This is a genomic window from Lysinibacillus sp. FSL L8-0126, from assembly GCF_038630385.1.
In the GTDB taxonomy this organism is placed as follows: domain Bacteria; phylum Bacillota; class Bacilli; order Bacillales_A; family Planococcaceae; genus Lysinibacillus; species Lysinibacillus fusiformis_D.
Map to the genome: position 1 here is coordinate 2,305,985 of NZ_CP152028.1, position 12,915 is coordinate 2,318,899.

Sequence of the window (12,915 nt, forward strand, 5' to 3'; positions counted from 1 at the left end):
TGTTATAGGACAGTTAAATTGTACACCCATTATAATGTTTTCTGAATTTATTGTCATTATAATAAATTGTAAGCGCTTAACTTAGGATAGGAAAATTTACGTAAATGTCAATGGACGACATAAGTGGAGGTATAGCATGAAGGTCATCATTAGTCCAGATTCCTACAAGGGTACTCTGTCAGCAGTTGAAGTAGCAAAATCAATGCAGGAAGGAATCCTGGATGCGGATCAATCGATTGAAACAATCGTATTACCAGTTGCAGATGGGGGAGAAGGCACGCTACAATCACTGATTGCCTCTACAGAAGGTCAATATTTTTCTGTAAACGTCCTAGATCCATTGGGAAGGGCAATTCAGGCTCAATATGGAGTGTTGGGGGATCAAGTAACATGTGTTATAGAAATGGCCCAAGCATCTGGCATTATGCTGCTACAAGATAATGAGAAAAATCCAGAGCTAGCTACATCTTATGGCACTGGCCAGTTAATTAAAGCCGCACTCGATCAAGGCTATAGAAAGTTTATTATCGGCATTGGTGGAAGTGCCACGAATGATGCTGGGATTGGAATGTTACAGGCATTAGGCGTTCGATTAATGACGGAGGATGGTTCAGAGCTAGAGGCTGGAGTTTCTAATTTAGTGAAATTAAATGTTATAGATATTAGCCAGCTAGATGCTAGATTAGCCGAGGCGACATTTACAATAGCCTGTGATGTTGATAATCCGCTCATTGGTGAACGAGGGGCAACAGCCATTTTTGGTCCACAAAAAGGTGTCCGAAAACAGCAGATTGCCGAATTTGATCGCTGTTTAAAGCATTTTGCAGATATTGTTGAAGCCCAATTTTCCATTCGGCTGCATGATTATAAAGGTGCGGGAGCTGCTGGGGGAATGGGTGGTGCTTTAATCGCATTTTTAAATGGAACATTTTATGCAGGGATTGATATTGTATTAGATGCTGTACAGCTTCAGGCACATTTAGTAGAGGCACAGTTTGTGATAACAGGAGAAGGTAAATCCGATCTACAAACATTACATGGTAAGGCACCATTGGGTGTGGCAAAGGCTGCTAGACTTGCTAAGGTAGAGGCATTGTTATTATCGGGAGGAATCGATGGAAAGGCAAAGGCAGCTCTGCAAGAGTATTTTTCAGTTGTCGAATCTTTAGTAGATGAGGAGACTAGTGTGCAGCAGGCGATGCAAGATCCTACGCACTATATTCGCTTAAAAACTAAGAGATTGATTGAGCGTACCATACAAAAGGGGGATGACTAGATGTTGTTCATCATTATTTTAATAGGGGTATTATTTGTTGTACTGGGGACGGCTAAGTTAAAGCTTCACCCGTTTTTAGCGCTATTAATTAGTGCCTTCTTTGTTGGAATGGCATCAGGGATGCCATTATTATCAGTCGTTGAAAGCATTAATACTGGATTTGGTGGCTTGATGACAAGCATTGGCTTAGTTATTATCGCTGGTACGATTATAGGCTTAATATTAGAAAAGTCAGGTGCTGCCTATCGAATGGCGGAAGTCGTGTTAAGAATTGTAGGGCCAAAGCGTCCTCAATTAGCGATGTCTTTAATTGGCTATATCGTGTCCATTCCAGTGTTTTGTGATTCAGGCTTTATTATTTTATCTAGCTTGCAAAAATCATTGGCAAAGCGAGCAAATGTCACAATTGCTTCAATGGCAGTAGCTTTAGCAACGGGCTTATTTGCTACACATGTATTAGTGCCACCAACCCCAGGACCTATTGCAGCAGCAGGGAATATTGGTGCTGCGGATTATTTAGGAACGGTCATTGTCATTGGTTTATTAGTAGCGATACCAGCGACATTTGTAGGTTATCTATGGTCGGTGAAAGTGGCGACAAAGATTCGAGTACCCGAAGATGAGGTAGAGGCATTAGATTATGAGGAAGTGATTAAATCTTTTGGCAAAATGCCGTCAACATTTAAAGCCTTTTTGCCAATCGTTTTACCAATTGTGTTAATTGGTCTAGGTTCTATAGCAGCATTAGTTGGTGATACAGAATCGACATTCAATACAATCTTTAAATTTTTAGGTTCACCAACAGTAGCTTTATTTTTAGGTGTAGCATCGGCATTTTTATTATTACCTGAAATTAGTGAAACGACATTAACGGGCTGGATTGGTGAAAGCTTAAAAGAAGCGGCTCCTATTTTACTTATTACAGGAGCTGGCGGTTCATTTGGAACTGTTATTAAAAATGCTGGTGTTGGAGAAATGCTTCAGGAAATGGATTTAGGCATGTTTGCATCAGGTACATTATTCCTTCTTGTGCCATTTATTGTAGCGGCAGCATTGAAAACAGCTCAAGGTTCTTCCACAACGGCACTTGTGATCACCTCTACTTTAGTAGCGCCAATGCTTGTAACATTAGGAATTGAGGGAGCGGTACCGTTAGCATTAGTGGTGATGGCAATTGGTGCTGGAGCAATGACAGTTAGTCATGTGAACGACAGCTTTTTCTGGGTAATTACACAGTATAGTGGCATGGAAGTCACACAGGCCTATAAAGCACAAACGGTCGCAACTTTATTGCAGGGTCTTGTCACAATTACAATTACGATGATTTTATGGTGGATATTCGTTTAAAGAAGAAGGAGAGCGGCCCATGGCTAGCTCTCTTTTTGTATAATAGAAAAAGAGAAAGGAAGTTAGTTGATGAAAAAGATAATAGTATTGCTCCTTTGTATTTTTTTAATAGCAGGCTGTACTGAGGCAATCAAGCCAGAGAAAATGGCTGTAACGGCTGGTCATGATATGCGCGTTCATTTTATTGATGTGGGTCAAGGGGATTCTATATTGATTGAATCACCAAATGGTAAAACAATGCTTGTGGATGGAGGAGTGAAAGGTGCAGGGCAGCAGATTGTCTCTTATTTAAAGGAACTTGGAGTGAGCAAGCTCGATGTAGTTGTAGCGACACACCCAGATGCAGATCATATTGGCGGTCTCATTCCTGTGTTAAATTCACTTACGATTGAGCAATTTTATGATTCGGGTAAAGTACATACATCCCAAACCTTTGAAGAAATGCTGACACTAATTGATGAAAAAAATATCCCTTATTATGTGCCAAAAACAGGTGAAACTATTGAGTTTGATAAGGATGTAACTGTGAAAGTATTGAATGCGAATGAGCAGGCATCAGATAATAATGATGCTTCCATTGTTTTAAAAATGACTTATAGCAATGTCTCTTTTTTATTAACAGGAGATGCTGGAGTAGCATTAGAAAAAGAAATGCTGCAGTATGATGTAACAGCAACTGTTCTGAAGGCAGGGCATCATGGCTCTAACACAAGTAGCTCACAGGAATTCATTCGGGCTGTAAAACCAGAAGTCACGATATTAAGTTACGGGGAAGATAATAAATATGGCCATCCACATGCAGAAGTAGTAGATCGTTTGCAGGCTATTGGTAGTAAAATCTATGCCACAGCGGATTTAGGAACGATTACGGTATCCACAGATGGGGTAAACTATACAGTGAATGGGAAGGAAACTTCTAAAGTGGAAACTAGCAAAAAAACTACCGAAATAGAAGTATCTGCTCCAGCTATTGAGATCGTCAGCAAGGATTTAGTTACTGAAATTGTAGGCATTAAAAATAATGGACAACAAGCTGTTTCTTTAAAGGATTGGCAGCTTGTTTCAATTGAAGGGAATCAAGTGTTTAATTTTCCAAATCTCACTTTACAGCCAGGGAAAATAATTTATATTACAAGTGGAGCTAATGCAAGAGAAGGGCAAAATTATTTGAAATGGACAACTAAACAGATTTGGTTAAATGATGGAGATGCTGCGCAATTACGCAATGAGAAAGGGGAACTTGTCAGTGAGCTCGAGTAAATACACATTAGACCGTATTGAAGATGGCTATGCGATTTTCTTAATGTTTCCAGAGGAAGAGGAACAACTCATTATTTCACAGTCAGCCATGAACAAGCCAGTGCAAGTAGGTGATCGTGTGCAGATAGAAGAAAAAGATGGCATTTACTATATTGAAATTTTACAAGATGAAACACAACAAAAAAGAGCAGACATTCAAAGTTTAATGAACCGTTTGCGTAATAAACATAATTAATAGATGACAAGCTGTGAAGATTTGACGCACAGCTTATTTTTAGATAGAGGAATTGTACTTAATTTGTTATCCTAAATATTTTGAAAATATGCTAAAATAGTAGTATTAATCGTGAGCTAGGAGCGGACAAAATGTCGATAAATACAATTATTTTTGATTTAGATGATACATTACTATGGGATAAAAAATCGGTCAAAACAGCATTTGAAAAAACATGTGACTATGCTGCAACAGTACATCATGTGAACCCTGCTGAGCTAGAGGAAGCGGTTCGTCGAGAGGCACGTGCTTTATATGAAGGTTATGAAACATATGATTATACCGTTTTAATTGGTATTAATCCGTTTGAAGGTCTTTGGGGAACTTTTGATGACGCTACAGATTCTTTCAAAAAAATGAAAGAAATTGTTCCTAGTTATCGTGCAGCGGCTTGGACAAAAGGGTTAGCTGCTCTTGGTATTGAGGATACAGCGTTTGGAGCCGAGCTAGGAGAGCGCTTTGTAGCCGAGCGTAAAGTAGCGCCATTTTTATACGAAGATACTTTTGCGGTGTTAGATGAATTAAAAGGAAAATATCAGCTTGTCTTGCTAACAAATGGTGCACCAAGTCTGCAAAACTTAAAACTAGAATTCACTCCAGAAATTGCCCCCTATTTTGATCACATTATTATTTCGGGAGACTTTGGTAAAGGGAAGCCGGATGCGTCCATTTTTGAATATGTTATGGAAAAAGTAGGAATTACCGCTGATGAGGCCATTATGGTTGGCGATAATTTGAATACCGATATTTTAGGCTCATCACGTGTGGGTATGCGCAATGTATGGATTAATCGTGAAAACCATATTGCTGATGGTGCTGTGATACCTTCCTATGAGGTAGACTCTTTGACAGCATTGATGGAGCTTGTAAATAAGCTATAATATAAAAATGTACTGATCCCTCATGGAGTCAGTACATTTTTTGTTAAAAATAGACATTTAGTCCAAGATATAAACATGTAAAAGCTATAGCTATACAAAGCTGGACAAGAGCGCTAGCTATTAAGTAACCCTGAGGTTCACCAGCCTTTTTACGATAATAGATTTGCATAAAGGAGTAGAGTGAGAAAAGGCCATAAATAATTACTGCATGAATAGTATGGTGTACAAAATAGATAACAAATGAAATACCTCCAAACAACACGAGCATGATGGCATTGGCAATGGCATGCTCAACTGTCGCAGCAAAAAAGCGACGTTCTGTATAAGGCATTCTTTTTTTAGCAATCCACAGTATGAAATGCATAAGTAGGATGAAAATGTTCCCAATAATAAGTTTCGTCGACCGCTTCTCATCATAAAAATAGCGTAGTGAGTCAAATGACTCTTCAATCAGAAAGGCTTGCTGTGTTTCAACATTGAAGAAAATCTTGTTATTGAGTACCTTCCATTTCTCTTGTGTACGGTCATTATAGAGAATCAAAATATCATAGATAGTACCACTTTTCCACTGACTAGCGGATATTGTTACAGGAGAAGCGTTGTCCCAATTTTGTTGTAGCTGTGTGATAGCCTTTGCATGAGCATAGCATTGCTGAGGAACATAAAGGCAAGAATCCTGTGCTATAAAGGTTTCCTTGTTCATATTCTCCTTTAAATAGATTCGTTGGATTGCTTTGGAGGAATCCATTGTTGTAGGAGAATTAGTAGGACTTTGAACAAAAGATAATAGTAATATAGAAAGAACTACTATAAATAGCAATGACACAGAAGGAATTTTCCATCTATTTTTAGTCTTTTGTTTATTAATTACTGAGGGCTCTGTCATATTGCGTAATAATTTTTTTTGCTGCTGATCAGATAACATTAAATCATCTAAGTGTTGCCATGTCTTCTTATAATTCTTCATCCATCTCACCTCCTAACTGTTTTTTTAATGCGATGAGTGCTCGTTTTAATGTGTTTTTTACTTTTCCCTCATTCCAGCCAAGGATAGTGCAGGTTTCCTCGATGGATAGTCCCTCTATTTTGCGCAGAATGATTACATCACGATAGGTGATTTTTAGTTTACGAATAGCAAGATATAGCATCTTGGCATCTTCTTGTTGCATCAGCCATTGATGAGGAGAAGGTGACGCTTGTTCTTCATGCTGTTGTAAAAAAGGGACAAACTGAATTATCCTTTTTCGACGATAATGATCATAGGCAAGGTTACGTGCAGTGCACCGCAACCAAGCGAGATCGGCTCCTTCTTTTATTGTTTGGTGATGTTTCAAATAACGGACAAAGGTTTCCTGTGTATAATCCTCCGCTAATTTTTCATCATTTAGTAAGTAATATAAGTATTTAAAAATGGTGTGGTTATGTAAGTAAAATATTTCTTCTATCTTCAAGCTGTACACCTCCTTTTCTTTAAAGACGAAGAACCCTTAGAAAAGTATCATTTTACCAAAATAAAAAGCAGAGAGTAGAGACTCCCTGCTTCTTGTTATTATTAATTATAGGTTAATGGCTTTTACCTCATCAATGTTTTCAAGCTGTGCTACAAAAACTAAATCTTCTTCAGTTACAACATTATCAACCGTTAGCATCATAACCGCTGTACCACCAACCTGTGCACGGCCAACTTGCATTGTTGCGATATTGATTTCTTTTTCTGCAAGCTTTGTTGCTACACGGCCAATTGCACCTGGTTTGTCCGTATTTTTAATGTAAAGAAGGTGACCTTGTGGAATGACGTCCACAACATAGTCTTCTACTTTTACGATACGTGCACCTAAACCGTTTAATAATGTACCAGCTACTGTATGCGTTTCATTAGCAGTAATAATTTCAATCGTAATTAAGCTTGTAAAGCCTTTAGCAGTTGTTGTTTTGTGCTCATTAATTTTCATGCCGATACGTTCAGATAAGTAACGGGCATTGACATCATTTACATGATTACCATGATTTTTTGCTAATAAGCCTTTTAGTGCATTTGAAGTTAATGGACGTACATCATAGTTTGCTACTTCACCAGCATAAGATAGGTTGATTTCTTTTACAGGCTCTGTTGTTAATTGTGATAGGAATGAACCAAGCTTTTCAGCTAATTCAAAGAAAGGCTCAACTTGTGCAAGAAGCTCTTTCGGAATAGATGGCATGTTTACAGGGTTTGTTACGGTACCTGTTTTATAAAATTTAATGATGTCATTTGATACATCAACCGCAACAGATTCTTGTGCTTCAATTGTCGATGCACCTAAGTGAGGCGTTGCGATTACCTGTGGTAAAGTCAGTAGCTTATGATCTGTTGCTGGTTCAGAAACAAATACATCTAGGGCAGCACCAGCTACTTTTCCTGCTACGATTGCATCATATAAATCATCTTCATTGATAATTCCACCACGTGCACAGTTAATGATACGCACGCCATCTTTCATCATCGCAAATTTTTCTTTATTAATAAGATTACGTGTTTCAGGAAGAAGTGGTGTATGAACTGTAATGAAATCTGCTGCTTCGCAAATTTCTTCAACTGTTGCTTTTGTTACACCTAATTCTTTTGCACGTTCATCTGTTAGGAAAGGATCGTATGCCATAACATTCATACGTTGACCTTTTGCACGATAAGCTACTTCAACACCGATTCGTCCAAAGCCTACAACACCCAACGTTTTATTTTTTAGCTCAACACCAACATAAGATTTGCGATCCCATTTTCCATTTTTTAATGTATTAAAAGCTTGTGGAATATGACGGGCAAGTGAAGTCATCATTGCGATTGTATGCTCAGCAGCTGAGTTTGTGTTACCATCTGGTGCGTTGACAACGATAATGCCATGTTCAGTAGCAGCAGCAAGGTCAATATTATCGACACCCACACCAGCACGACCAATTAATTTTAAGTTTTTAGCTGCTTCGATCACTTCACGTGTCACAGTTGTTTGAGAACGAACAAGTAATACATCCACATCTGCAATTTTAGCGATTAATTGTTCTGGTGCAAGACCAGTGTCTACAATAATGTTTAAATCTAAATCTTGCTCCTGACGTAATGGGAAAATACCATCCTCACTTAGTGGATCAGCGATAAATACGTTAATGTTTTTTGTTGCAGTAGTCATTATAATTAGCTCCTTTTTAATAAATATGGGTTGTGGATTTATCTACGACAGTCTGAAATTTGTAAAATTCGAACATCTTACAGCATGCAAACGATCTCCTTTCTAAATCGAAAACAATATAAAAAGCCTTCCACGCCTTACAGACACAGTTATTGTGTTGTAAGGGGCGAAAGGCTGAATAAACATTGGTTCGCGGTACCACCCTTAATCACTGCTGGAAAATTTATTCTGGCAGTCTTAGCTATATGCGTAACGCGCATGGGACGGATAAGCTTACTGTTAAGTTGTTCGGCTTATCTATTCTGGAGTGGAACTATTATCGTAGAAATCACTGATTTACACCAACCATCAGCTCTCTTTGGATTTTCTTGTGACTAGTATGTCTCCGTCGTTATATTTTGTGTGATTAAATTTGTTAACATCATAATCCCTATTGTTCACCTTTGTCAACGATATTTCTGAAAAACTTAAAAAATATAGACTTCAAAAGTCTGAATAATAACTAAAAACGAACATTGTTTGTTTTCTTAGTGTTTAATATTCGTCTTTTTGGAGGATACAATGAAAGCGTTAACGATATTTGAAAAGTGCGATAGTATCAGTGTTCCATGTAGTTTACGGTTAAAAAATTATATGGTAATTAAATGGAATAAATTAGATGATTTATGCTATTCCTTGATGATTTTAGTGTGAGAAAGCGAACATTTTCGCTTGTCACATTTTAGACAAAAAATTAGATTTTAGAAGGTAAACAGGCTGTGAGAGAAGAATGTTAGTTAAGGATGATTTGATTTGGGGGTGTAAAAATGCAGTACGATGTTGCAATAGTTGGTGCTGGACTTGCGGGTTTAGTTGCTGCTTGTGAGTTAATCGATGCAAAGAAAAAAGTTCTTTTAGTAGATCAAGAGCCTGAAAATTCAATAGGGGGACAGGCATATTGGTCTTTTGGTGGGATATTTTTAGTAAATTCTCCAGAGCAGCGAAGGCTTGGAATTAAAGATAGTAAAGAACTGGCGTGGCAAGATTGGCAAGGAACTGCAGGCTTTGATCGTTTAGAAGATGAGGATTCGTGGGCTTATAAATGGGCCAGAGCCTATGTTGATTTTGCTGCAGGTGAAAAATATGACTGGTTAAAGTCAAAAGGTATCAAATTTTTCCCTGTGGTTGGATGGGCAGAACGGGGAGGCTCTTTAGCGGGAGGACATGGCAATTCTGTACCAAGATTTCATATTGTATGGGGAACTGGTCCTGGCATAGTAAAGCCATTTGTAAATAAAGTAAAGCAAGCTATGAAAGATGGATTTATCGATTTTAGACCAAGACATCGTGTGGATGAATTTATACAACATGATGGAACAATTACAGGAATCAGTGGAACAGTGCTAGCAGAAACCTTTATTAATCGAGGTGAAAAAAGTTCGAGATTGGGGATTGGAGAATTTTCCTACGAAGCCGATGCCGTGATTGTAGCAAGTGGCGGTATTGGGGCTAATTTTGATTTAGTAAGAAAAAATTGGCCTGCACGACTTGGGACTCCTCCTAAAAATATGGTATGTGGTGTGCCAGCTTACGTTGATGGGAGAATGCTAGAAATCACAGAACATGCTGGAGGACGTATTGTAAACCGTGATCGCATGTGGCATTACACAGAGGGATTAAGAAATTGGGATCCAATTTGGCCCAACCATGGCATTCGTATTTTACCAGGGCCTTCCTCCTTATGGTTTGATGCAGAAGGTAATCGATTCCATGCACCCAACTTCCCAGGCTTTGATACGCTCAGTACGTTAGAGGCAATTCAAAAAACAGGTTATGATTACTCTTGGTTTATTTTAACGGAAAAAATTATTGAGAAGGAATTTGCACTATCTGGTTCAGAACAAAACCCAGATTTAACAAACAAAAGCATTAGTGATGTGCTTAAGCGTATAATGCCAGGTCCACCAGCCCCTATCCAAGCTTTTAAAAATCATGGCGAAGATTTTGTGATTGCACATGATTTAAAAGAACTAGTAGAAGGCATGAATAAACTAGCAGGGAATGAGCTACTGGATTTCATGAAAGTGAAAGAGCAAATCTTGGCAAGGGATCGAGAAATGGACAATAAGTTTACGAAGGATTTACAGGTTAACGCTATTCATGGGGCAAGGCATTATATTGGAGATAAATTAGTGCGTGTTGCCAAACCACATAAAATTCTAGATACTAAAAATTGGCCATTAATTGCCGTACGTTTAAACATTCTAACTAGGAAAACCTTGGGTGGCTTACAAACAAATTTAAATGGTGCGGTGTTGGGTATGGATGGTCAACCTATACCAGGTTTATTTGCTGCTGGTGAAGTAAGTGGCTTCGGTGGCGGGGGTGTTCATGGCTATCGTGCTTTAGAAGGGACATTTGTCGGAGGCTGTTTATTTAGTGGACGGCAGGTTGGGCGCTATTTAGCGCAGGAATAATAAGAAAAAGAGCATCGTTCATCAGGACGATGCTCTTTTTGGATGGGCTAGTAGATGGCTTACTATTTTAAGGTTTAGACCATTTACGCACACGGCTAAACCCTATCTCACCAAGTATTAACGATTTGCGTTTTGAATCTCTGCAATCTTAGCAATTTGCTCCTCAACCTGCTCCTTCGTCCAACCATTCTCTTCGACAAAGAAATTGCGTTCTGCACGGCGGCAATCATCTGAACAGCTACGCATATAAAATGCTTCGTGTTTTTCCTCACATAACATTAATTTATGACATTCAGGGTTTGCACAGTTTGTATAACGTTCAGAAGGTTCACCTGTGAAGTAATCCTTCCCAACGATGACATGCTCAACCTGATTAATCGGTACACTTCGACGACGGTCAAAAACAAACATCTGACCATCCCATAGCTGGCCCTTTACTTCAGGATCTTTTGCATAGGTTACAATACCACCGTGTAATTGACCAACACTTTTACCATAGCCTTCACGTTTTAGCCAACCAGAGAATTTTTCACAGCGAATACCACCTGTGCAGTAAGTTAAAATCTTTTTATCTGCAAAATCTTCTTTATGTGCTTCCATCCAAGCTGGAAGGTCACGGAAGGTTTCAATATCAGGTCGTACAGCACCTTTGAAATGACCAATATCATATTCATAGTCATTTCGGGCGTCGATAATCACAGTGTTCTCTTCTTGCATTTGTTCCATAAATTCTTTAGGCGATAAATAATCGCCTGTGATTTCCAAAGGATTAATATCATGCTCCAAACCTAAATGGACAATTTCCTGACGAGGACGTACATGCATTTTCTTAAAGGTATGTCCTTCCACCTCATCGATTTTCCACATAATATCACTAAAACGAGCATCTGCCTTCATATGATTCCTATAAGCATCTGTTTGCTCAACGGTACCAGAAACGGTGCCATTAATGCCTTCAGAGCCTACTAAAATACGTCCAAGAAGTCCAATTTCTTTACATAATGCTAAATGTTCTTCTGCAAATGCTACAGGGTCTTCAATTGTAATATATTTATAATAAAGTAATACACGATAGTCCTTCTGTATCAAAATACGTTACCACCTTTAACTCAATATTCGTCCTTTAATATAGCATAACAAGAGCAATTTTGCTTAGAGTAGAAGGAGTTTTCTAAAAAAACACGAATAGTACATAGTGAATGACTATTCATATTTGGGGGTAATAGAGATGGAATTTTCAACGATTACTTTAGAAAAATTAGAACGTCGTGCAACGTTAACATTGAATCGTCCGCAGGCGATGAATGCTATGGATGATGTTATGATGCGAGAACTCGCAGAATGCTTTGAGGCTCTCCAACAGGAACAAAATATACAGGTGCTTGTTATTCGTGGAGAAGGAAAAGTCTTTTCTGCGGGTGGCGATATCAAGGCTATGTTAGATGAAAATAAACCATTAAATATTGATGAGGCAATGGTCTATCTTTCACGTATTGTGAAAGCGTATTATCAGTTACCAATGATTGTGATTGCTGCTGTTCATGGTGCATCGGCAGGTCTAGGGTTTAGTCTAACACTTGGGGCAGATATAGTTGTGGCTTGTGAAAATAGTAAGCTAGCTATGAATTTCATTGGAATAGGACTAATCCCAGATGGAGGTGGTCATTTCTTCATGAAGGAACGTGTGGGGACTGTTAAAGCGAAACAGATGATTTGGGAGGGGAAGGTATTAACAGCAAAAGAAGCATTAGATGAAGGGCTTATTGACTTTATTGCACCAGAGGGTACTGTATTTGCCATGGCAGATCAGCTTGTTGGTAAAATGCTTGCGTCACCTATTTCTTCCATGATTACAACGAAAAAAATTCTACATGCTCAAAATTTGCCTCAGCTAGAAAATATCCTAGCTTTAGAAGCAGAGGGGCAATCCGCTATGCGTAAAACAACAGATCATCTAGAAGGCATTCATGCATTTGTAGAGAAAAGAATGCCTGTCTTTGTAGGAAAATAACAATCATAAAAGGCGCGTAGCAACAATGACTACGTGCCTTTTAGCCACTAAACATGGAATAAAATTAATTTACCCGAAGCGTTTACAAGACGATGAGTTTTGTCGGCAACACCTTTTTCCTCAATTTGTTGTTGTCCGTTTAGTTTAGCAGCCTCATCATTTTCAAATGTCCAAGTTTCATCAAATAATGTTTCCCCTGTTTTTTCAAAAGCTGTAAAACGATAATTCTCCATACAAACCCCACCC

The 12,915-nt window shown here is 38.5% G+C and carries 12 protein-coding genes; 7 read left to right on the top strand and 5 right to left on the bottom strand.

Annotated elements, in window-relative coordinates; genetic code table 11:
- Positions 1-136 precede the first annotated feature (136 nt).
- The 5 genes from MHI34_RS11295 to MHI34_RS11315 all read left to right on the top strand — a co-directional run bounded on the left by MHI34_RS11295 (position 137) and on the right by MHI34_RS11315 (position 5,038).
- On the top strand, positions 137-1,276 hold the full coding sequence (locus MHI34_RS11295) for a glycerate kinase (RefSeq protein ID WP_036118091.1): 1,140 nt from the start codon (positions 137-139) through the stop codon (positions 1,274-1,276).
- Positions 1,277-2,623 (top strand): GntP family permease, encoded by a 1,347-nt coding sequence (locus MHI34_RS11300; protein WP_036118087.1) that lies wholly within the window; start codon positions 1,277-1,279, stop codon positions 2,621-2,623.
- Between the two features lie 69 nt (positions 2,624-2,692).
- On the top strand, positions 2,693-3,883 hold the full coding sequence (locus tag MHI34_RS11305; RefSeq protein WP_036118084.1) for an MBL fold metallo-hydrolase: 1,191 nt from the start codon (positions 2,693-2,695) through the stop codon (positions 3,881-3,883).
- Positions 3,870-4,118 (top strand): DUF3006 domain-containing protein, encoded by a 249-nt coding sequence (locus tag MHI34_RS11310; RefSeq protein WP_036118080.1) that lies wholly within the window; start codon positions 3,870-3,872, stop codon positions 4,116-4,118. Before MHI34_RS11305 ends, MHI34_RS11310 begins: the two co-directional genes overlap by 14 nt.
- Before the next feature lie 131 nt (positions 4,119-4,249).
- A complete protein-coding gene (locus MHI34_RS11315; protein WP_342504440.1) occupies positions 4,250-5,038 on the top strand; it encodes an HAD family hydrolase in 789 nt (262 codons plus the stop codon).
- 43 nt (positions 5,039-5,081) lie between these two features.
- On the opposite strand, the gene MHI34_RS11320 is transcribed toward MHI34_RS11315, so the two are convergent.
- The 3 genes from MHI34_RS11320 to serA form a co-directional block, all read right to left on the bottom strand.
- Entirely contained in the window at positions 5,082-6,005 is a 924-nt protein-coding gene (locus MHI34_RS11320) for a hypothetical protein (RefSeq protein WP_342504441.1), read from the bottom strand.
- Positions 5,992-6,489 carry an RNA polymerase sigma factor gene (locus MHI34_RS11325; RefSeq protein WP_342504442.1) on the bottom strand — a complete coding sequence of 166 codons (498 nt, stop codon included), beginning with the start codon at positions 6,487-6,489 and terminating at the stop codon, positions 5,992-5,994. Before MHI34_RS11325 ends, MHI34_RS11320 begins: the two co-directional genes overlap by 14 nt.
- Positions 6,490-6,594: 105 nt before the next feature.
- The gene (serA, locus tag MHI34_RS11330) at positions 6,595-8,202 is read right to left on the bottom strand and encodes a phosphoglycerate dehydrogenase (protein WP_036118072.1); all 1,608 of its coding nucleotides are present in this window, start codon (positions 8,200-8,202) and stop codon (positions 6,595-6,597) included.
- Positions 8,203-9,008: 806 nt separating this feature from the next.
- Between serA and MHI34_RS11335 the strand changes: the two genes are divergently transcribed.
- Entirely contained in the window at positions 9,009-10,658 is a 1,650-nt protein-coding gene (locus tag MHI34_RS11335; RefSeq protein WP_036118069.1) for an FAD-binding dehydrogenase, read from the top strand.
- 117 nt (positions 10,659-10,775) lie between these two features.
- Here the strand turns inward: MHI34_RS11335 and MHI34_RS11340 are convergent, their stop codons facing one another.
- On the bottom strand, positions 10,776-11,747 hold the full coding sequence (locus MHI34_RS11340) for a rhodanese-related sulfurtransferase (protein WP_342504443.1): 972 nt from the start codon (positions 11,745-11,747) through the stop codon (positions 10,776-10,778).
- Between the two features lie 139 nt (positions 11,748-11,886).
- Here MHI34_RS11340 and MHI34_RS11345 point away from each other — a divergent pair, with 139 nt between their 5' ends.
- The gene (locus MHI34_RS11345; RefSeq protein WP_036118062.1) at positions 11,887-12,669 is read left to right on the top strand and encodes an enoyl-CoA hydratase; all 783 of its coding nucleotides are present in this window, start codon (positions 11,887-11,889) and stop codon (positions 12,667-12,669) included.
- Positions 12,670-12,716: 47 nt separating this feature from the next.
- Here MHI34_RS11345 and MHI34_RS11350 read toward each other — a convergent pair whose 3' ends face one another.
- Positions 12,717-12,902: a YhzD family protein gene (locus MHI34_RS11350; RefSeq protein WP_036075853.1), complete on the bottom strand. Its 186-nt coding sequence runs from the start codon at positions 12,900-12,902 to the stop codon at positions 12,717-12,719.
- Positions 12,903-12,915: the final 13 nt, after the last annotated feature.

Excerpts from the sequence above, each read along its gene's own strand:
- MHI34_RS11335 (WP_036118069.1), top strand. The coding sequence starts at position 9,009 with ATGCAGTACGATGTTGCAATAGTTGGTGCTGGACTTGCGGGTTTAGTT.
- MHI34_RS11320 (WP_342504441.1), bottom strand. The coding sequence starts at position 6,005 with ATGAAGAATTATAAGAAGACATGGCAACACTTAGATGATTTAATGTTA.
- MHI34_RS11350 (WP_036075853.1), bottom strand. The coding sequence starts at position 12,902 with ATGGAGAATTATCGTTTTACAGCTTTTGAAAAAACAGGGGAAACATTA.
- MHI34_RS11315 (WP_342504440.1), top strand. The coding sequence starts at position 4,250 with ATGTCGATAAATACAATTATTTTTGATTTAGATGATACATTACTATGG.
- serA (WP_036118072.1), bottom strand. The coding sequence starts at position 8,202 with ATGACTACTGCAACAAAAAACATTAACGTATTTATCGCTGATCCACTA.
- MHI34_RS11305 (WP_036118084.1), top strand. The coding sequence starts at position 2,693 with ATGAAAAAGATAATAGTATTGCTCCTTTGTATTTTTTTAATAGCAGGC.
- MHI34_RS11345 (WP_036118062.1), top strand. The coding sequence starts at position 11,887 with ATGGAATTTTCAACGATTACTTTAGAAAAATTAGAACGTCGTGCAACG.
- MHI34_RS11295 (WP_036118091.1), top strand. The coding sequence starts at position 137 with ATGAAGGTCATCATTAGTCCAGATTCCTACAAGGGTACTCTGTCAGCA.
- MHI34_RS11300 (WP_036118087.1), top strand. The coding sequence starts at position 1,277 with ATGTTGTTCATCATTATTTTAATAGGGGTATTATTTGTTGTACTGGGG.